The sequence below is a fragment of the Oceanobacillus neutriphilus genome (assembly GCF_014645515.1).
GTDB lineage: Bacteria > Bacillota > Bacilli > Bacillales > Amphibacillaceae > Oceanobacillus > Oceanobacillus neutriphilus.
Genome location: NZ_BMLW01000001.1, coordinates 384,207 through 403,883, shown reverse-complemented (window position 1 = coordinate 403,883; position 19,677 = coordinate 384,207). Strand labels below are relative to the sequence as shown.

Sequence of the window (19,677 nt, the reverse complement as noted above, 5' to 3'; positions counted from 1 at the left end):
TAGTCGAATAATTTAAAATGCTTTTCTCAGCAAGTGATTGTCTTGTTATGAGATTTGTTCACGGCGATATGGTTTAGCGAACATTTACTTTTTAGAACTGATGACAGGATTTTTTCCGATGCGGATAGTCATGGATTCCTCCTGAAGATCAAGTAAATTAGCAGAAAGGGGTGATTCACTTTCTTCACTGCTTTCAATCATATGTCCTAAGTTGTGACAACGAACAAGTTGACCGAAAAGAGTATTTTTAGAAACCGGCTGAAATAATTCTGTTCCATTTTTAAAAATAACGGCACTTCCACCCTCCCGTTTTACGATTTTAGCAACATGGTTATAAAAAATCCACGCACAATCTATTCGGGAGGGGCCTTGAGTTGGAAAAGCTATAATTCCTTTGGTAGAGCTGATAGGAATCGGTGTTTTCATTTTATAATTAGGTTCGTGGTAAAGCACAGCAGCTCTTCTGCCATTATAAGAGGAAAAATATCTCAGGCAGTTCTTTTCGATAATTGATAAGGGCATTTCTTTGAAAGTAAGCGTTTTTTTCTGATCCGATTCAAAGACTTTTGATGTGTTTTTGGGTGATCCAACTGGTAATATTGCCATGGTTTTGTCGGTTATTTTATAACATGGACTCATTAAAACCCTCCTGTGGTATGTATTATTAACATATTATGTATGATATGAAAATATTTTATCACATTAAAATTAATAAATAAAGTAGAATTATTATTATTATTTGAAAAATTTAATAATTGTTAAATAGTTGATAAAGTGGAGGTATATACAGTTTATAAAGCAGATTATAAAAGGAGATAGCTGTATTGGACTTTTTTGCAGTTAAGAATAAAAACGCGAAGGTATAGATTATGTTCTTTTTGTAGTAAATATAACCTATACAACAAAAAGGAAGGCTGTAAGCACCATTTTGATGGTTACAGCCTTCCTTTTTGTTGTTATCACTGAAGACCAAGCTTATTAATTATTATCTGGCATCATTTACCTGTTGGAATATCCTTGATAGACTCTTCAGTGCAGTTTATCATTACAATTGGAAATTCTTCTACTGTGTACTTGTGCAGATATTGAATGTCTCCAAGAGCTAGCAATAATAGGATACTATCAGCTAAATTAAACGAAAGAAGGTTAATCGTTTTTTCTTTATATTCCTTCCTTTCTTTGTTTTTTTCAAATAACAAATTATAATCCACTCCTTTCAATTCATTCATAATGACAATTGCTTCTTTTTCATAACTTTTCCTCCGTGTCCTTTCATAACCGAATTCATGCTGTTTTATAGGAGAGCCGTATTAAAGTAGTGACAAAAATTTATCATTGACATGATTCCGCTTACAATATATAATGCAAGAAAAGGTTAAACGATTAACCTTAAAGGAAAATATTTTTTCTGTGAATTAGCGAGGGATAAAGAATTAGATTTTTAAATAAATATTTTGAGGTGATTATAGTGAGTAATATCACAGTAGAAGAGCTTAAAGAACAAGCTATTCAATTAAGACAGACGGCTGTAACAATGGTCTACCATGCACAGTCCGGACATCCTGGTGGATCTCTGTCAGCGGCTGATTTCGTAACCGCTTTATATTTCCGGGAGATGAATGTAAATCCGGAAGATCCTGAGTGGGCGGACCGTGATCGCTTTGTATTGTCGAAAGGGCATGTTGCTCCTATCCAATATGCAGCATTGGCACATCGAGGCTTCGTGCCAATGGAAACGGTTAAAACATTAAGAGAATATAAATCTCCATTTCAAGGGCACCCAGATTCTAAGAAATGTCCTGGAATTGATATCTCTACAGGCTCTCTTGGGCAGGGACTATCCTGTGCAGTAGGCATGGCATTAGCAGGGAAGTTAGATGAAAAAGATTATCGTGTTTTTGCTGTTATCGGTGATGGTGAAGCACAAGAAGGGCAGATTTGGGAAGCAACGCAATCAGCAGTGAAGTATAAATTGGATAATTTAATCGTTTTTCTGGATGATAATGGATTACAAATTGACGGACCAACAAATGAAATTATGCCAAATCTTGATTTAGAAAAGAAATTTGAGGCTTTTGGATTTACGACAAAGCGTATTGATGGCCATTCGATGGAGGAAATCCTGGAGACCTTGGATGAAGTGAAGAATGTAAAAGATGGTAAACCAAAGATCATTGTATGTAATACCATCAAAGGAAAAGGGGTTTCCTTTATGGAAAATGTTGTCGGCTGGCACGGTAAAGCTCCAAATGAAGAAGAGTATGACAAAGCAATGGAAGAATTAGCAAGGGGGTTAAATGCATGATTGTTTTAAATAAAGCACCTTACGAGCAAAAAGCAACAAGAGAAGCCTTTGGTGATGAAATTGCAGAACTGGGAAAAGAAAATAAAGATATTATGGTTGTCGATGCGGATATCGGCGGTTCCTGCAAAACAACGAAATTTATGAATACGGTTCCTAAGCAGCATGTCAATGTTGGAATTGCAGAGCAAAATGCAGCTGGAATGGCTGCCGGCTTATCAACAACAGGTAAAATTCCTTTTGTCAGTACGTATGCTGTATTTGGTTCTTTGCGCATGGCCGAGCAGGTTCGTCAGGAAGTATGCTATCCGAATCTCAATGTGAAAATTGCTTGTTCTCACGGTGGATTAACACCGGCAAATGATGGGGGAAGTCACCAGGCAATTGAAGATATGGGCGTGTATCGGACGATCCCAAATATGAGAGTCATTATGGGAGCTGACTATCATGCAACGAGAAAGCTGGTCAGGCAGGCCGCTGAAACCTACGGCCCGGTTTATCTTCGTTTTACAAGAGATAAGGTTCCAGTAATCTATAATGAAAACGAAGAGTTTGAGATTGGTAAAGCAAAGCAAATAAAAAATGGAAATGATGTAGCGATTATTGCGAATGGGGATACAGTTTGCCTTGCCCTAGAGGCAGCAGAAATTCTTGAAAGCAAGGGTGTTTCTGTGAAGCTTTTAGATATGCACACGATTAAACCGATAGATCGTGAAGCTATTATAGAATGTACGAAAATCGGTAAGATTGTGACGGTAGAGGACCATAATATTCTTAATGGATTAGGAAGTGCTGTCAGTGATGTTGTAGCTGAAGAAGGTAACACTAAAGTGAGAAGAATTGGTGTGCAGGACAGATTTGGGGAATCTGCACCGTATGAAAAATTACTGGAGATAAACGGAATTACCGTTGAAAATATTGTGGATACAGCAGAGGGAATGATTTAATCTTCCTACAGTAAAGAGAATAGAGAATAAATAGAATGTGCTTATTTGCGGAGTTAAAATAATAATCTATGTTCATCGCAAAAAATGACAAAATGGGTTGCTGGTATCTGTTCGGAAGAAGCCTAATTGTGGTGAGGATAGATGAGGGGATAAGCACATTTTATTTTGTGATGAAAGTAATAAAAACTTTAAATTACTTGTACAGGAGATGGGGGTAAAGAAGTGAAAATAGTTCGAAATATAACGGTTTTTGCCATTGCTGCTTTAGCTGTAGGAATTGTTGTTTCATTTTTTACAACGAGTAATGCCTTGACAGATGATACCATTACAATTCGTTTTGGACATGATGCAGCCGAGACAAATGAAAGGCATACTGCAGTAATGCATTTTAAAGAATTAGTAGAAGAAAGATCTGGAGGACATATGGAAGTGCTTGTCTATCCGAATAACCAGCTGGGATCAGAATCTGAGATGGTCGAAAGCGTTTCATTAAATGATTTACAGATGGTAGCAGCGAGTGCATACAGCCAGTATAATCCGCAAATTAGTGTGCTTGAGCTTCCATATCTATTTGAAACACATCAACAGGCTTGGGACGCAATGGATGGAGAGGTGGGGAGATTAGCAGCTGAACCACTGTTAGAGGATAATTTGAGAATCATTGCTTATTTTGAAAACGGTTTCCGTCATATTACAGCAAAAAAACCGATTGAGGAACCTGCTGATTTAAGAGGGGTAAAAATTAGAACCCCAGAATTTCCGATATCTTTAAGAACATTTACAGCTTTTGGAGGAAATCCGACACCGATGTCTTTCGGGGAGGTTTATATGGGCTTGCAGCAAGGAACGATTGATGCACAGGAAAATCCTATTGCCAACACCTATGCCAATAAATTGAATGAGGTTCAGGATTATCTCATCCTTACAGGACATCAATATTCACCTCTTCCTGTTGCAATTGGAGAAGAGTTTTGGCAGTCATTAACGCCGGAGGAACAGCAGATTATTGAAGAAAGTGCATCAGAGACTGCTCAATTCCACCGTGATTTATTACAGGAAAATGAAGCAAAAATGATTGAAGATTTAAAAGAACAAGGTATGACAGTAATCGAGGATCCAGATATAGAAGCATTTAAGGAAGCAGGCGAACCGGTTTATGAACAGTTTAGAAATAGCTACGGAAGCGAACTCTTAGATCAAATTTTAGAGGCGACAGAGTAGGGTGAGGGGGAAATCATGAAAATACTAAATTGGTTGGATGAGCATTTTGAAGAATATATTCTTGTCTTTTTAAGCGCTTTTACAGTAGTTGTTATTTTTATGCAGGTAGTCATGCGGTATGTTTTTGGAAACTCGCTGGCCTGGTCTGAAGAAATCTCCAGATATGCATTTATTTGGCTGATTTATATCGGTGTAAGCTATGGGGTGAAAAGAAATAAGCATTTAGGGGTAGATGCTTTATCAATGCTTTTTCAGCGAAAAGGAAGATTAATCATTGCTATGATTGCTAATATTTCTTTTTTAATCTTCGCATTAGTAATGACTTATTATGGGGTCGATATTGTTGCCAGAGTAACAAGAACATCGGCTGCATTACAAATCCCGCTATTCTGGGTGTATCTGGCTCCGGTTGCTGGTATGATACTAACTTCCATTCGTTTGCTGCAAAATATGGCATACGACTTAAAAGATTATCGATCTGTTAAGAAGGACGAGGACTTTAAGAATTTAGACAGAAAAGAGTCCTTAGCGAGTCAGGAGGAGAAAACAGTATGACACCGTTCATTTTATTTGGCACCTTCTTTTTATTTATGGCGCTTACTGTACCTATCGGGATTGCATTGGGAATTGCTGGTCTTGTTACAGCAATGTATTCAGCAAATATATCTATTACTTTTCTATCGCAGGGTTTAATTACATCCACAGATAACTTTGCTTTAATGGCCATTCCGTTCTTTATACTTGCCGGAGAAATAATGGGGAAAGGCGGAATATCCAATCGTTTATTTGATTTAGCGAATGTTTTTGTCGGCCGATTTACTGGTGGATTTGCAATGGCGGCTGTTATAACTTCCATGTTCTTTGCGGCTATTTCTGGTTCTGGTCCGGCTACTGTAGCAGCTATTGGAGGTATTATGATTCCGGCAATGGTGGCAGAAGGATATGATAAAAAGTTTGCTACTGCATTAATTGCTGCTGCTGGTTCACTGGGAATTATTATCCCGCCAAGTATACCGATGGTTCTCTTTGGTATATCAGCCAATGAATCGATTGGAGATCTATTTCTTGGCGGAATTATTCCGGGGTTAGTGATAGGTGCACTAATTTTGGTATGGGCATATATTTATTCGAAAAAGAAAGGTTATGTTGGTACTGGAGAATCATTCAGTTTTAAAAAATTATTCCAGGCTCTTAATAAAGCTAAATGGTCTTTACTTGTACCAATAATTATCTTAGGTGGTATTTATGGAGGTATTTTTACACCGACAGAAGCGGCAGTAATCGCTGTAGTTTATGCTTTGTTTGTAAGTATGTTTCTGCATAAATCCATTCAGTTTAAGGATTTACATGCTATTTTCAGAAATGCAGCATTAAGCTCAGTGGCAATATTGATTATTATCGGAACAGCAAATGCGTTTGGAACGATTCTATCGATGGAAAGAATCCCGCAGGCATTTGCGGAAGGGTTCTTAGCTGTTTCTGAAAATAGTATTGTAATCATCATTATGATTATTATCATGCTGTTAATTGTTGGCTGTTTTATCGATACATCTGCGGCGGTTATTATCTTCACACCGATATTATATCCAGTGGCTCTGGAAATTGGCATGAACCCAATTCACTTTGGGGTCGTCATGATTGTTACACTGGCAATCGGATTTATCACACCGCCATTAGGAGTAAATTTATTTGTGGGGTCAGGATTATCGGGCTTAAGTATGCCGGTTTTGGCAAGAGCAGTGGTACCATTCTTCTTTGTTATTTTGGTCGGTCTCGCTCTAATTGCTGTGATTCCACAGCTGACATTACTGTTCTTATAATCTATTAGGCTTTATCAATAAAAAATAAAATTTAGCAACGTATGAAGAATTGAAATCAGGAGGAAAAAACATGTTTGAACTAAATAATAAAGTAGCAATTGTAACAGGAAGTGGATCATTAAAAGGAATCGGGAGAGATATCGCATTGAAATTGGCAGAGCAGGGTGCATCAATTGTAGTTGCTGATTTAAATGTGGAAGGTATTCAGGATACAGTAAAAGCTGTGGAAGAAACTGGAGCAAAGGCATTGGGCGTAGAGCTTAATGTAGCAAGCAAGGAATCTGTGGATGCGATGATTGAAAAAGTATTATCGGAATTTGGCCGTATCGATATTTTAGTAAATAATGCGGGTATCTCACAAAAAGTAACGGTAGAGGATATGACTTTAGAGGACATGCAGCGAATTTTCAGTGTGAACATGTTTGGGCTGTTCCTTTGCTCACAAGCAGTATTAAAGCCAATGAAAGAACAGCATTTTGGCCGCATCATCAATCTTTCTTCTGTATCTGCAAAAAGAGGCGGCGGCGTATTTGGAGGGGCACATTATTCAGCTTCCAAGGCAGCCGTGCTTGGGTTCGCTAAAAACCTTGCAAGAGAAGTTGCGACAGATGGTATTACAGTGAACTCTGTAGCGCCAGGTCTGGTTAATACAGAAATTTGGAAGTCGCTTCCTGAAGCAGATGCAGCAAAAGTAATTGATGGAATTCCTCTTGGACGTCCGGGAGAAACGAGTGAAATTGCAACTACCATTGCTTTTCTTGCATCTGATGAAGCATCTTATATTACAGGTGAGGATATTGATATTAATGGCGGATCACATATGGATTAAGTAGTAAATGGAAAAAATACGATATCTTCTTAAGTTAGAATAAGAGATATCGTATTTTTTATGAGGTGGGAGTTTTACGGACACTTGCATCGTGATAAAATGATATACTTAAATAAGCAGAAAATAATGGGAATTATGTTAGCTACATACGGTTTGAGGAGGAAAAGTCAATGAAAACAATTGTTATTGGTGCAGGAATTGCCGGTGCAAGTGCAGCGTATTATTTAGTGAGACAAGGTGTTGAAGTTATTATGGTAGACCGCCCAGAAGAAGGAAAAGCAACTTCTGCAGGAGCAGGGATTATTTGTCCTTGGATTTCTCATGTGGAAGATCCGGATTGGTACGCAGTTGCAAAGGGAGGGGCGCTATATTACCCTGAATTGATAGAACAATTGAAAAAAGATGGGGAGACAGATACAGGCTATAAGAAGGTTGGCGCGATAAGTGTCAGTAATAATTCGTCTGAGTTAGATGAAATTGAACGTCAGGTGCGTGAAAAGCAGCAAGAAGCTCCAGAGCTTGGAGAGATTGAAAGATTAGATCATCAAGAAGCGAAAAAAAGATTTCCGGCATTATCGGATGATTTAGAAGGAGTATATGTATCTGGAGCTGCCCGAATGGACGGCAGATTACTGCGTGAATCAATGAAACGGGCTGCTATAAAAAATGGCGCAAAGTTTATAGAAGGTGAGGCTGTACTTATAGTCGAAAATCAAAAGATATCCGGTATACATGTAAATGGAGAAGATATTATGGCGGATAATGTACTATCAGCTACAGGCGCATGGGCACCGGAGCAGCTGAAGCCTTTAGGAATCGATTTAGCTATTGAACCACAGCGGGGACAAATCGCACATATTTCCCTCCCAGGTCAGAATACGGCTGATTGGCCAGTTATACTACCGCAGACAAGCCATTATATGCTGGCATTTGATGATTCGAGAATTGTTGCAGGGGCAACAAGAGAGGATGGTTCGGGATTTGATTACCGTTTGACTGCCGGCGGTGTCAATCATGTCTTGGAAGCTGCTCTGGATGTGGCTTCTGGATTAGAGGATGGGACACTGAAAGAGGTGCGAATTGGATTTCGGCCGATGAGTCAGGATGGATTGCCTTTAATCGGACCGATCAATGAGGTCGAAAATCTTTATATAGTGAATGGGCTCGGCCGTTCTGGTTTAACGATGGGGCCATATGTTGGCAAGCTGGCAGCAAAGCAGATTTTAAATGAAGACATTGAATTGGATATGGCTCCTTATAAGCCTGGCCGGGCTATTTCTAAATCTGTGACGAATTGAATCATCAAAAGAACCTCTTCGCAATCTCACTTCAAAAAGATTGCGAAGAGGTTCTTTTATTCTTAATATATTTTTATAAAACCTGATCATATTTTAATCGTCGTATTTTATATGGAAAATTATAATTAAGACGTTTCTTCAATCACTTCGTCAGGTACCTCTATTTCATCAATATCATTTATATTATCGTAATTAACCTGAATATTTATATTTACAGTGCCAGTCTCATTTTCAACAGTGAGGTTATATTCTAAATTCTCAATATAGTAATCAGACTTATTTACTTCAAAAGTAAAATCCAAAGACATATCCTCATCGGCGATATCACCGCCGCCCAATAGTATGTTGAATGGCCCTTCGAATGCTTCATAAATTTCACGTTCAAAGCCCTCATAACTAAAGGTGTAGGTTCCTCCTTCAGAATCAAATTCAGCATAGTCAATCACGTTCTCCAAAACAGAAACGACATCTCTATAGGAAGGGGTAAATAGCGGTTCATCTTCTTCTGCTTCTCTTTTTACCCAAGGATTGTCCTCCTCTTGCGTGTATATTTCATCATTTACGCGATAAGTATCAACAGTTGATTCCTCTCCATCTGCTTCAACAGTTAAAATCTGTTGCAGTGCAGCAGGGTCTTCTGTTAAGCTCACTTCTATATTATGACTGATCGTTCTTGCAACATCAGAGGTATCAATATAAAAATTCGCTGCGTATTGGTTGACGTCACGGTGCGAATTCAGGACATTTTCAACAACCTCTTCTTCACTTGCCTCTTGAGAACAGGCAACTAAAAAGAAAAACAGAGAAACAGCAAGTAAAGCGCATATTTTCTTCACATTTTCACCACCTTTCCTAAGTTTTGGGTAAATTATCATGCACTCTATCTAATAGTCTATAACAATCATGAAGGTTTTGTAAATTAGGTACAGCAAAGAAAAATATGCAATTATTTACTTGTTTTTGGAAAATTATTCTTTTATTTCTCAAAAAAAGAAAAGTGAGCTGCTGTCCGGCTCACTTTTCTTCCTCTAATAATTGCATAAAAAGTATTTGAATATATCTTCCTTTATCCTCTATGTCTGTATCCTGTACAGCATTCTGATAGGAAGAAATAACACTCTCCATCAGAAAAAGATCTGGATTATCGGAGTTAAGCTGTTCTAATAAAAACTGCTGGTAGTATGTTAATTTTTTGTTTTGCAGCTTTTTCACATTTGCGTCTAGATCAGTCAGCGCTTGCTGCAATTGCTTTTTGATATTTCTATCCTCTGTATTCTTTTTTTGCTGATAAGGCAGGAAATAATCCTCTTTTAAAAATGGCTGTTGTCCGCCGGTTTGTTCGATTTTCCGGAGTGAGAAATAAATCGTCTCTTCAATTAGGACTTCTGTTTTGCCGAGGTCCATTAAAACTTTTGAGGTTAAATGGATCGTACCAAAGCAGGTGACTGCATCATCGTAGGATTGTTTGCGCCGTTCTTCACCAAACACTTCGCAAATTCGTTCTGCCATCCAGCAGACTTCCTTCAGATATTGCTGGTTTAAAAATTCTTTTAATTCCTGATGTGCTGTATCTGTGCTGGTCAGAGAAGCAAATAATGCCATTAGATTATGTTTTTTATCAATATGAAAACGAGCAGCAACCTGCTTTACAAAAACATGTTTATCTGAAGCTGGTTTTCCAAGAGACAGCTGCTGCCTATTGTAAATTACTTCATCTTTAATAAATGACAGGATAGCCATTAAGCATTCTGTTTTGGATGAAAAATAATTATAGAATGTTCCTTTGGATATATTGGCAGCATCCAATATGTCCTGGATCGAAGTTACAGAGAATCCCTTTTTAATAAAAAGTATTTGTGCAGCTCCGATAATTTGTTGCTTTTTTTTATTCATATAACCGTCCCTTTATATAATTTTAAGAAAAATAGAACTGAAGTACAATATTTATATTAGTCCATATCTATTGATATATCAACATTTGAAAATTAATGAAATGTTTTTGTTGCATTTATTGGACTACAGGTATAAAATAGTTAAGTCTTTAAGAGAAAGTTGCTTTGAATTTGAATAAGGAAGTTTTTAAAACCTCTATAAGATGATATTTTCTGTACTTCAGGAAAGTATATAAGGAAGACAGGAAGCATTTTGATGCAGCAAAAAATTTAAAATACCAAGTAGAAAAATAATCATTTCTCTGAAAGGCGGGGAAATGTAATTTTTTTCTAAGAGAAAGTGAGGGTCTATAATGACAGATATTCAAGAAATGCATAAACAACCTCCTTATGGCATGATAGCTATTTTATTCATTGGGGCGTTTGTAGCAATTTTAAATGAAACTTTATTAAATGTAGCACTACCTTCTATCATGACAGAATTTGAAGTGAAACCAACCTCTGTTCAGTGGCTGACAAATGGTTACATGCTTGTAAACGGGATTCTTATTCCGGCAAGTGCATTCCTGATACAACGTTTTACAAATAGAAAGCTGTTTTTAACAGCAATGACATTATTTACAGCTGGTACATTATTAGCTGCTATTTCACCGACCTTTTCTATTCTTTTAGTTGCAAGGTTAATTCAGGCAGCGGGCTCAGCAGTAATGATGCCGCTCTTGATGAATGTCATGTTAACTGCGTTTCCGATTGAAAAACGCGGGACGGCAATGGGAACTTTCGGCCTTGTAATGATTGTTGCGCCAGCCATTGGCCCGACATTATCAGGATGGATCGTGGAACATTATGATTGGAGAACATTATTCTATATTGTCTTCCCGATTTCTATTATTTCATTACTAATTGGGGTATTCAAATTGAAAAATATTACTCCACAGCGTGCAATCAAGCTTGATGTACTTTCTATTATTCTATCCAGCTTTGGTTTCGGCGGTCTATTATACGGATTTAGTTCAGCTGGAGATAAAGGTTGGGATCATCCATCTGTATATATTACGTTAATTGTCGGCGTAGTTGGAGTGGTGACACTTATTCTTCGTCAATTACGTATGAAAGACCCAATGCTTGAATTCCGGATTTTCCGCTATCCGATGTTTGCCTTGTCTTCTGCAATTTCTGTAGTTTTAGCAATGGCATTATTCTCAGGCATGATTTTAATTCCATTATATGTACAGACAATCCGGGGATTCACACCATTTGAAGCAGGATTATTAATGCTCCCGGGTGCTCTTGTAATGGGGGTTATGTCGCCAATTACCGGACGATTATTTGATAAATTTGGTGCCCGCACATTAACTATAATCGGACTGACTATTACTGGGGTAACGACATTCTTCTTTACCCGGTTAGATATGGAAATTACGATAACATCTCTTATGGTCATCTTTGCAATTCGTTCATTAGGAATGTCTATGGTAATGATGCCTGTTATGACAAATGGTTTGAATCAATTGCCGATGCACCAGAACCCGCATGGTACAGCAATGAATAACACATTGCAGCAGGTATCCGGGGCGATTGGTTCGGCATTATTGATTACATTGATGAACAGCCGCACTAATAAAGAAGCAGAAGCACTGGCTGAGGAAGCAATGAAAAATATGGATCCATCGCAAATGCCGACTGGTGCTGCAGCAGATCAGATGCAGGCTGAAATCATGAATGAGGCTATGCTTCATGGAATTAACTTTTCATTCTTTATATCCTTGTTAATTATTGTTTTAGCATTTATTCTGGCTCTGTTTATTAAGCGGGTTGGTACGGATGGTAAAATAATTACAAAGCCAGCAAAATAAGAATAAAGAAGAAACTATCATCTGATAAGCAGGTGATAGTTTTTTCGTATGTAAAAAAGTATATATTCTTTCAAGCCCTGTGAACATGTTAAACTGATTAAAAGCTTACATTTACATATCTAACCACAGTGAAACAGGAGAACTATAGAGAAGAAAGCGGGGATGTTATGATTCATTTTTCAAAAGTATATAAGCAGGGCAGTAACCCGGCAAATGAAGATGCTTATGTAGAAAATCAGGAAAAAGGGCTGTTTGCAGTAATTGATGGAGCGACAGGCCTGGGAGGACTGCCTGGGAAAATGGCAGCAGAAACCATTCAAAACGGTTTTTATACAGGGAATTTTGAAGACAGCTTAATCGAAAGAATTAGCAAAGGGAATACGGATTTAGCAAAAAAGACAAAACAGGAATTGGGACAGGAAATCGAAGTAATCGCAAAAGAAAAGCGGAGTGCATGTGGAATTGCGGCAATACAAATGCATGAAAATTATATGGAGTATGCTCAATCTGGAGATTGTATGATTTTTGTGGCTTATCAGGATGGAGGAGTCCAACCACTTTCCTATGATCATGTGATGAGATTAGACCAGAAAGCTATTTCTAAATTGTATGATGCAATCGCCAAGCGGATGGAACAACAGATTAGTGGAGAAACTTTTCAGAAAATCTATCAAGAGGAAAAAGAGCATATTATACCTGAACTTAAAGCTAACAGGAAGAAACTAAATACATTGGGAGGCTACAGCATTATTGATGGCTCCCCCGAGGCCGTGGAATATTTAACCTATGGAAGAATTCCGCTTCATCAGGTGGAAAAAATCTTACTGATTACAGACGGAATGCAGCTGCATGGCGTTAATGGGGATGTTTGGAAAGAGACTGCGAATTTTGTTTTTCAATATGGTATCGACAGCTTGCTGGACTTTGTTGTTGAACAAGAGGAAGCAGATATTTTCCTGCAGAAGTATCCACGTTTAAAGCATGCGGATGATAAAACGGGAATTCTTGTGGAACGGAGTTAATAGAGAAAATAAGTGCAGGCGAGATAATTTTGAAATTTTTTAACCTCAGGTACCAAATGATTTGAGTGGAAAAGTAAACAGAGAAGACCTGGCATAATTTATATCAAGACATCGTACACCCCATTGTATTGGGAGTGTACGATGTTTTCTTTTTCATTAATTCATGACAAAGTTGATTTTTCCTCCTTCAAACTACGAAACTTTACAGTTACCTTACAATCCCTCAATATCCAGTTAATATCCATTGCTTACCATGAGTAATAGATTGATAAGTTTAAGGAGGAAATCAAAAAATGGTATTAAGTAAAAAACTAGTATCACTGGCAGCAGCTACAGGATTAACATTGGCCAGCTTAACAACCGGCGCACCAAATGCTCTGGCAAGTGAAGCAGCACCTCCAGAATCAGAGGACACAGAGGTGAAAAATATTATCTTTTTAATTGGAGATGGGATGGGAGTGTCCTATACTTCTGCATACCGATATTTTAAAGATAATGGAGAAGAAAAATTTGTGAATCAGACAGTATTTGATAAATACCTTGCAGGGCAGCAGGCAACATACCCGGAGGACCCGGAAGAGAATGTAACAGACTCAGCTTCTGCAGCAACTGCGATGTCTGCGGGGATTAAAACATATAATAATGCGATTGCGGTAGATAATGATTTAACAGAAGTAGAAACTGTATTAGAGCGCGCGAAACAATTAGGAAAATCAACAGGGCTAGTTGCGACATCAGAAATTACACATGCAACTCCGGCTGCATTTGGAGCACATGATGAAACAAGAAAAAACATGAATGGTATTGCGGATGATTATTATGATGAACGAATTGGCGACAAGCATAAAATTGATGTATTGCTCGGTGGAGGAACAACTTTATTTGATAGAGAAGACCGCAATTTAACAGAGGAATTCCAAGCTGATGATTTTAGCTATGTTACGAATAAAGAGGAACTTTTAAATGATACGAATGAACAGGTGCTTGGTTTATTTGCAGAAGAAGGCTTACCTAAAATGATTGACCGTAAAGAAGAGGTTCCTTCTTTAGCGGATATGACAAATTCGGCATTAGATCGTCTCAGTCAAAATGAGGATGGCTTCTTCCTGATGGTAGAGGGAAGTCAAATTGATTGGGCAGGTCATGATAATGATATTGTTGGAGCAATGAGTGAAATGGAAGATTTTGAAGGAGCATTCGAAGCAGCGATTAACTTTGCAGAGCAAGATGGAGAGACATTAGTAGTGGCTACAGCAGATCACTCAACTGGAGGATTTTCTATTGCAGCTGACGATGATTATAACTGGAACCCGGAGCCGCTTCGTGCAACAACGCGGACACCAGACTTTATGGCGGAAGAAATTGTGAATGGTGCTGATGTAGAAGAAACATTGGGGAAATACATTGATCTAGGATTAACAGAAGAAGAAATTAATACTGTGAAGGAAGCGGCAAAATCAGAAGATATGCTGGAAATTGATGATGCCATTGAAGCTATCTTTAATGCACGTTCAAATACGGGATGGACAACGGGCGGCCATACGGGAGAGGATGTAAATGTGTATGCTTTTGGTCCGCAATCGGAGTTATTTGCAGGTCAGGTTGATAATACAGACCAGGCTAAATTAGTCTTCGGGATTCTGGATGGAAGCAATACAAAGACGGAAGTAAAAGATGCGGATATGGAAGATAAAGCAGAAGAAGAGAAGTAAATAATAAACAGGCGCCGTTTATGAATCCATTAGTGAAGCATATGCGGCGCTTTTAATCGAAAAGGAGTATGTCATTTGAAAAGATTAATTGGTTTTCTAATTATAATATTTGTCTTAGCAGGCTGTGCAAAAGATAAGCCGGCAGAAGCAAAGAATGGTATTGGCATGGAAAAACAGACGCAAACAGCTTCTTATTTAGAAGGATATATAGAAAATCCACAATTGCCGGATGATAGCGGATTATTGGAAGTGGACCAGGCCATTGAAGACTCAAAAGGGAAATCTACGCTAATAAAAATGAAGCAACTCGATGAAAGCTATCAAATTGGTGATATGGAAATAACGCTGCGGGATGCAAAATGGATTCATCTGCGTCCTTCCTATCGAATGATAGATTATTTTCATGGATTAACAGGTAACGAATCTAAATTTAATTATGTAAAAGTATTTGTAGAAATAACAAATGCCTCAGAAGAAACATTACAATTTAGTCCAGTTGCTCTGGTAGAAACAAATGATGGTGAAAAAATTTCCTGGGAAAATGAGCTATACCTTGAAAGCTTAAATGAGCCGATAGAATCTGGAGAATCAAGAAAAGGAAATGTAGGATTTATTGTAGATGAAACGAAAGATTTATCAGAGTTAACGATTTTGACAAGTGATATTTTTGATGAAGCAGATAATAAGCTGACTGATGCAGAAGAGATAACTGTTGAATTTTAAGAAGAATAAGAGAGCAATACATGGTTTGTAAATGGAGAAATCCAATAGCATGTATTGCTCTTTTTTTATACATAGAAACCAAAAAATAAAAGCAATGAAAAGTTGATTTTATATATTAGTAAAAATTAACAATTGATTTTTATGTTTTCTTCAACTACTCTATTAAACAATCAATTAAATCAAATATATACAATATTGCATGATTAGTCGTGCAATATTGTATATGGATATAACCTATAAAGAAGAATATCATGGAGTTATCAAGATGTTTAGGAGGAAATTCATGAGTATGATTGAGGTTATCAACCGTATACCGACCCAGCTTCAAAAAATAGGTCAAAACAGAGAGAACTTGAAATTAAAAATAAAGGAGTTTTTGAAAGCGGATTCTGAAATAAGGAGAATTGTAATAATTGCTTCAGGGACTTCCTACAACGCTGCTTTTACAACAAAGCATTTTGCTGAAAATATTAACCAGGTTCCAGTGGATATCATCTACCCGAATATGTTTGTCCATTATTATAACCACTCCTTATTAGACGAAAAGGATTTATATATATTTATTTCACAAGGGGGAAAAACAAAGCTTGTCTATGAAGCGCTGCAAATAGTAAAAAAGAAAAAATACAGAACGATTTCACTTACGGAAACATTGAACTCACCAATTGCTGATTTAGCTGATGTTGCATTGGAAATCGGCTCAGAAAATGAAGAATATTTATATCGCACGCTTGGTTATTCAGCCACCTGTGCTACATTATCATGGATTTATATCTCTTTATTAGATATCTGCGGGAAAATAAATGATGAAGAAATTGATATGTATAAACAAGATTACCAAAATATGATTAATAACCTGTCAAAAATTAAAGAAAATACAATGGAATGGTATAAAAAACATAAATTTGAGTTAATGCAGAAGCATAACTTTTTATTCGCTGGAACAAATGATTTATGGGCTGTTGCTCAGGAAGCAGATATAAAGTTCATGGAAATGCTGCCGGTGTTTACAAATAGTTTTGAATTGGAAGAGTTAATCCACGGCCCGCAGAATTCTTTTAATCATAATATAGGATATTTTATTTTAAGCAGAAGCAATGAGGATCATGAAAAAGCAAGAAGTATCACAACCTTCATTGAAAAAGAAATTTCTTCGTGTTATCTAGTAGGCGACTATGATGAAGCAAGCTTTAATGTGAGCCCCGAAAGTAAATATTTCAGTAATCTGGAATATATAACGTATTTCCAGGTTCTTGCATATATGCTATCGACGGACAGGGGCAGAGATTTGACTAAAGGTATTTACCCGCGGGTAGTAAATTATATCAATAAATCAATGTGAAAAAAGGAGGGATCAGATGAAAAAAATATTAGTTGCAACGCATGGAAATTTTGCGGAAGGGATCATTTCTTCTATTAAATTGATTCTAGGTGAACAGGAGAACCTGCATTATATGAATGCTTATCTAGATGAGGTACCTTTAAAAGAAAAAATAAAAATATATTTTGAGCAGAATACTGCCACAGAAGATGTTGTTATCGTTTTTACAGATCTATTTGGCGGCAGTGTAAATCAGGCTTTCCTCGAATATATAGATAGAGAAAATACGCACTTCATTACTGGAGTGAATCTTCCGTTACTTTTGGAAACAGTAATGCTGAATGAGGAAAATGTAACAGAAGAAAAATTAAAAGAGATTGTAACAAGATCAAAAGAACAAATTATTTATACAGATCATCCAAAGCATCAAACCACTGAAGCGGCAGATGAAATATTTGATATATAAAAATGTAGAGAGGAAGAAATAAATGATTATTCAAATGAGAATAGATGATAGATTATTGCATGGACAAGTGGCATATAGCTGGAAATCAGCATTATCTTATGAAGCTATCGTTATAGCAGACGATAACGCAGCAAATGATGATGTTAGAAAACAGGCACTGAAGCTGAGTAATCCTGATGGAGTAAGACTGGCTGTTCGACCAGTTCAGGAAGCAGCCAAGCTTGTTCAACATCCGAAGCTTAAAGCAATGAGGGTATTTGTTATATGTTCCAATCCTGAGTCTGCCTATCAATTTATAAAGGAAATAGATGAAAAGCCTGTTCTGAATTTAGGTAATATGCAAAAAGAAGACGATAAGAAGGCCTTATCATCGACGGTTTATGTATCTGAGGATGATATGCACTATTTGGATAAAATCATTGATTTAGGTTATGAAATAGAAGCTCGGCAGGTTCCTGATGAAAGCGCTAAAAAGTATGAGGATTTAAAGAATAAAATGAAAAATTAATCAGCTTAAGGGGGATTGTCATGCAAACAGCATTAATTGTAGGTATAATTCTAGCTTTACTATGGTTTATTGAAAAGATGCTGGGAACAGCGATGGTAATCAGGCCAATTGTCGTTTCGACAATTATTGGTGCAGCACTTGGTGATGTACAGACTGGTTTGCTGGTTGGAGCAACATTAGAGCTGGTTTTTATGGGCTTTATTCAAGTGGGCGGAGCTGTTCCGCCAGATGTTCTGGTTGGAGCTGGACTTGGAACAGCGTATGCAATTATTGGTAATAGTGGCGCAGAGGTTGCCCTGGCTTTAGCATTACCAATTGCTTTATTAGCACAATCTATCAAAGTTCTGGTTTTTATTATTCGAAGCTGGTTTATGAACTATGCAATGAAACTGGCGAAAGCGGCTAATATAAAAGGGATGATAAATCTGAATGTTGGAGGCTTACTGCTCCACTGTGCGATGTACTTTATTGTCGGATTTGTAGCTATACTGTTTGGATCAAACGCTGTGGAAGCATTTGTTAATAATATTCCTGATGCAATTATGAATGGTTTAGAAGTGGCGGGAGGACTATTACCGGCAGTTGGTTTTGCTTTGTTATTACTTCCAATGATGACAAAAACAAATGTCCTATACTTCTTGTTAGGGTTTTCATTATTAGCTTATATGAACATTCCTATTTTGGGAATTACTTTATTTGGCGTCGTACTTGCTTTCATCATTGTTTATGAATTTAATGGTAAAAATGGAGATTCTGATACAACTGATAAAGAGGATGAGGAGGAGCTGTTTGATGTCTGATAAGAGGAAACTGACCAAAGATGAGAAAAAATTAATGCGTGAAATATTTTGGAGTTCTTTTATGCTGGAAGGTTCTTATAATTACGAAAGACAGCAGGCACTTGGGTTCTCCATTGGAATGTGGCCGGCTATTAAAAGATATTATAAGAATGAGAAGGATCGGGCAGAAGCATTAGAAAGACATATGAACATTTTTAATACAACTCCTCATGTTGTAACAACGATTACCGGTGTTGCTACTGCTTTAGAAAAAGAAGCCAGCGAAAATCCATCTTTTGATAAAAAGATTATTAATAATGTTAAAATTGGTTTGATGGGTCCTTTTGCAGGTATAGGGGATTCGTTGTTCTGGGGAACCTTGCGAATTATCGCAGTAGGTATCGGTTTGTCCTTAGCCCAGCAGGGAAGTATACTCGGACCTATTCTTTTCCTGCTCTTATTTAATGTACCTCATATGCTCGTCAGATACTATGGCGGTGTATTTGGTTATAAATTTGGAACTAAGATTATGGATCAGGCCAATAACTCGGGGATTATGCAAAAAATATCTAAAGGTGCCACAATTGTCGGCTTGATGGTTATTGGCGCAATGACAGCCTCCATGGTAACGTTGGAGTCTTCTCTTGTATTTACTATTGGAGATGAAAAAATTCCAATGCAAGATTATCTGGATCAAATTTTTCCGCTGTTATTACCATTACTGTATACTATTTTTATGTTTTACCTGTTGAAAAGAGGAATGAAGCCGACCACTATATTATTAGTAACAATCGCTATTGGTATTATCGGTTCATTAATAGGGATAATCTAAAGGGATGTTACCTGTAGGGAATACTGATGTAGTGCCTTATGCGATGGAGTAAATTGTCCGTTGTGAAATAAATCTCTTACACCCCTGTCTAAAATTTATATAGATTTTAGATAGGGGTTCTTTACAATAGATAATTAGATACCTTTGTT

At 37.3% G+C, this 19,677-nt stretch carries 20 protein-coding genes; 16 read left to right on the top strand and 4 right to left on the bottom strand.

Annotation, left to right across the window (positions count from 1 at the left end):
• Nucleotides 1-84: 84 nt before the first annotated feature.
• Nucleotides 85-639 (bottom strand): competence protein ComK, encoded by a 555-nt coding sequence (locus IEX29_RS01840; protein ID WP_077601717.1) that lies wholly within the window; start codon nucleotides 637-639, stop codon nucleotides 85-87.
• 356 nt (nucleotides 640-995) lie between these two features.
• Nucleotides 996-1,229: a hypothetical protein gene (locus IEX29_RS01835; protein ID WP_188732841.1), complete on the bottom strand. Its 234-nt coding sequence runs from the start codon at nucleotides 1,227-1,229 to the stop codon at nucleotides 996-998.
• Nucleotides 1,230-1,468: 239 nt separating this feature from the next.
• Here IEX29_RS01835 and IEX29_RS01830 point away from each other — a divergent pair, with 239 nt between their 5' ends.
• The 7 genes from IEX29_RS01830 to IEX29_RS01800 all read left to right on the top strand — a co-directional run bounded on the left by IEX29_RS01830 (nucleotide 1,469) and on the right by IEX29_RS01800 (nucleotide 8,417).
• The gene (locus IEX29_RS01830) at nucleotides 1,469-2,305 is read left to right on the top strand and encodes a transketolase (RefSeq protein ID WP_188732840.1); all 837 of its coding nucleotides are present in this window, start codon (nucleotides 1,469-1,471) and stop codon (nucleotides 2,303-2,305) included.
• Entirely contained in the window at nucleotides 2,302-3,249 is a 948-nt protein-coding gene (locus tag IEX29_RS01825; protein WP_188732839.1) for a transketolase family protein, read from the top strand. Before IEX29_RS01830 ends, IEX29_RS01825 begins: the two co-directional genes overlap by 4 nt.
• Nucleotides 3,250-3,471: 222 nt before the next feature.
• Nucleotides 3,472-4,470 carry a TRAP transporter substrate-binding protein gene (locus IEX29_RS01820; RefSeq protein WP_188732838.1) on the top strand — a complete coding sequence of 333 codons (999 nt, stop codon included), beginning with the start codon at nucleotides 3,472-3,474 and terminating at the stop codon, nucleotides 4,468-4,470.
• A gap of 15 nt (nucleotides 4,471-4,485) precedes the next feature.
• Nucleotides 4,486-5,025, top strand: coding sequence for a TRAP transporter small permease (locus IEX29_RS01815; protein ID WP_188732837.1), 540 nt, complete (start codon nucleotides 4,486-4,488; stop codon nucleotides 5,023-5,025).
• Entirely contained in the window at nucleotides 5,022-6,290 is a 1,269-nt protein-coding gene (locus IEX29_RS01810; RefSeq protein ID WP_188732836.1) for a TRAP transporter large permease, read from the top strand. Before IEX29_RS01815 ends, IEX29_RS01810 begins: the two co-directional genes overlap by 4 nt.
• Before the next feature lie 70 nt (nucleotides 6,291-6,360).
• A complete protein-coding gene (locus IEX29_RS01805; RefSeq protein ID WP_188732835.1) occupies nucleotides 6,361-7,119 on the top strand; it encodes an SDR family NAD(P)-dependent oxidoreductase in 759 nt (252 codons plus the stop codon).
• A gap of 170 nt (nucleotides 7,120-7,289) precedes the next feature.
• The gene (locus IEX29_RS01800; protein WP_188732834.1) at nucleotides 7,290-8,417 is read left to right on the top strand and encodes an NAD(P)/FAD-dependent oxidoreductase; all 1,128 of its coding nucleotides are present in this window, start codon (nucleotides 7,290-7,292) and stop codon (nucleotides 8,415-8,417) included.
• Nucleotides 8,418-8,542: 125 nt separating this feature from the next.
• On the opposite strand, the gene IEX29_RS01795 is transcribed toward IEX29_RS01800, so the two are convergent.
• Together IEX29_RS01795 and IEX29_RS01790 are read right to left on the bottom strand one after the other, a co-directional pair.
• The gene (locus IEX29_RS01795) at nucleotides 8,543-9,253 is read right to left on the bottom strand and encodes a DUF6612 family protein (protein ID WP_188732833.1); all 711 of its coding nucleotides are present in this window, start codon (nucleotides 9,251-9,253) and stop codon (nucleotides 8,543-8,545) included.
• A gap of 178 nt (nucleotides 9,254-9,431) precedes the next feature.
• Nucleotides 9,432-10,310: a TetR/AcrR family transcriptional regulator gene (locus IEX29_RS01790; RefSeq protein ID WP_188732832.1), complete on the bottom strand. Its 879-nt coding sequence runs from the start codon at nucleotides 10,308-10,310 to the stop codon at nucleotides 9,432-9,434.
• Nucleotides 10,311-10,662: 352 nt separating this feature from the next.
• On the opposite strand from IEX29_RS01790, the gene IEX29_RS01785 reads away from it, so the two are divergent.
• The 9 genes from IEX29_RS01785 (at nucleotide 10,663) to IEX29_RS01745 (ending at nucleotide 19,528) form a co-directional block, all read left to right on the top strand.
• The gene (locus IEX29_RS01785; RefSeq protein WP_188732831.1) at nucleotides 10,663-12,165 is read left to right on the top strand and encodes a DHA2 family efflux MFS transporter permease subunit; all 1,503 of its coding nucleotides are present in this window, start codon (nucleotides 10,663-10,665) and stop codon (nucleotides 12,163-12,165) included.
• Between the two features lie 128 nt (nucleotides 12,166-12,293).
• The gene (locus IEX29_RS01780) at nucleotides 12,294-13,187 is read left to right on the top strand and encodes a protein phosphatase 2C domain-containing protein (RefSeq protein WP_229720046.1); all 894 of its coding nucleotides are present in this window, start codon (nucleotides 12,294-12,296) and stop codon (nucleotides 13,185-13,187) included.
• Between the two features lie 293 nt (nucleotides 13,188-13,480).
• Nucleotides 13,481-14,899 (top strand): alkaline phosphatase, encoded by a 1,419-nt coding sequence (locus tag IEX29_RS01775; protein WP_188732829.1) that lies wholly within the window; start codon nucleotides 13,481-13,483, stop codon nucleotides 14,897-14,899.
• A gap of 75 nt (nucleotides 14,900-14,974) precedes the next feature.
• On the top strand, nucleotides 14,975-15,622 hold the full coding sequence (locus tag IEX29_RS01770) for a DUF4352 domain-containing protein (RefSeq protein WP_188732828.1): 648 nt from the start codon (nucleotides 14,975-14,977) through the stop codon (nucleotides 15,620-15,622).
• A 283-nt stretch (nucleotides 15,623-15,905) separates the two neighbouring features.
• Nucleotides 15,906-16,964, top strand: coding sequence for an SIS domain-containing protein (locus tag IEX29_RS01765; protein WP_188732827.1), 1,059 nt, complete (start codon nucleotides 15,906-15,908; stop codon nucleotides 16,962-16,964).
• 16 nt (nucleotides 16,965-16,980) lie between these two features.
• Nucleotides 16,981-17,409 (top strand): PTS sugar transporter subunit IIA, encoded by a 429-nt coding sequence (locus IEX29_RS01760; protein ID WP_188732826.1) that lies wholly within the window; start codon nucleotides 16,981-16,983, stop codon nucleotides 17,407-17,409.
• Nucleotides 17,410-17,431: 22 nt separating this feature from the next.
• Nucleotides 17,432-17,917, top strand: coding sequence for a PTS sugar transporter subunit IIB (locus IEX29_RS01755; protein WP_188732825.1), 486 nt, complete (start codon nucleotides 17,432-17,434; stop codon nucleotides 17,915-17,917).
• Between the two features lie 20 nt (nucleotides 17,918-17,937).
• Nucleotides 17,938-18,717: a PTS mannose/fructose/sorbose/N-acetylgalactosamine transporter subunit IIC gene (locus IEX29_RS01750; RefSeq protein ID WP_188732824.1), complete on the top strand. Its 780-nt coding sequence runs from the start codon at nucleotides 17,938-17,940 to the stop codon at nucleotides 18,715-18,717.
• Nucleotides 18,710-19,528 carry a PTS system mannose/fructose/sorbose family transporter subunit IID gene (locus tag IEX29_RS01745; protein WP_188732823.1) on the top strand — a complete coding sequence of 273 codons (819 nt, stop codon included), beginning with the start codon at nucleotides 18,710-18,712 and terminating at the stop codon, nucleotides 19,526-19,528. Before IEX29_RS01750 ends, IEX29_RS01745 begins: the two co-directional genes overlap by 8 nt.
• Nucleotides 19,529-19,677 lie beyond the last annotated feature (149 nt).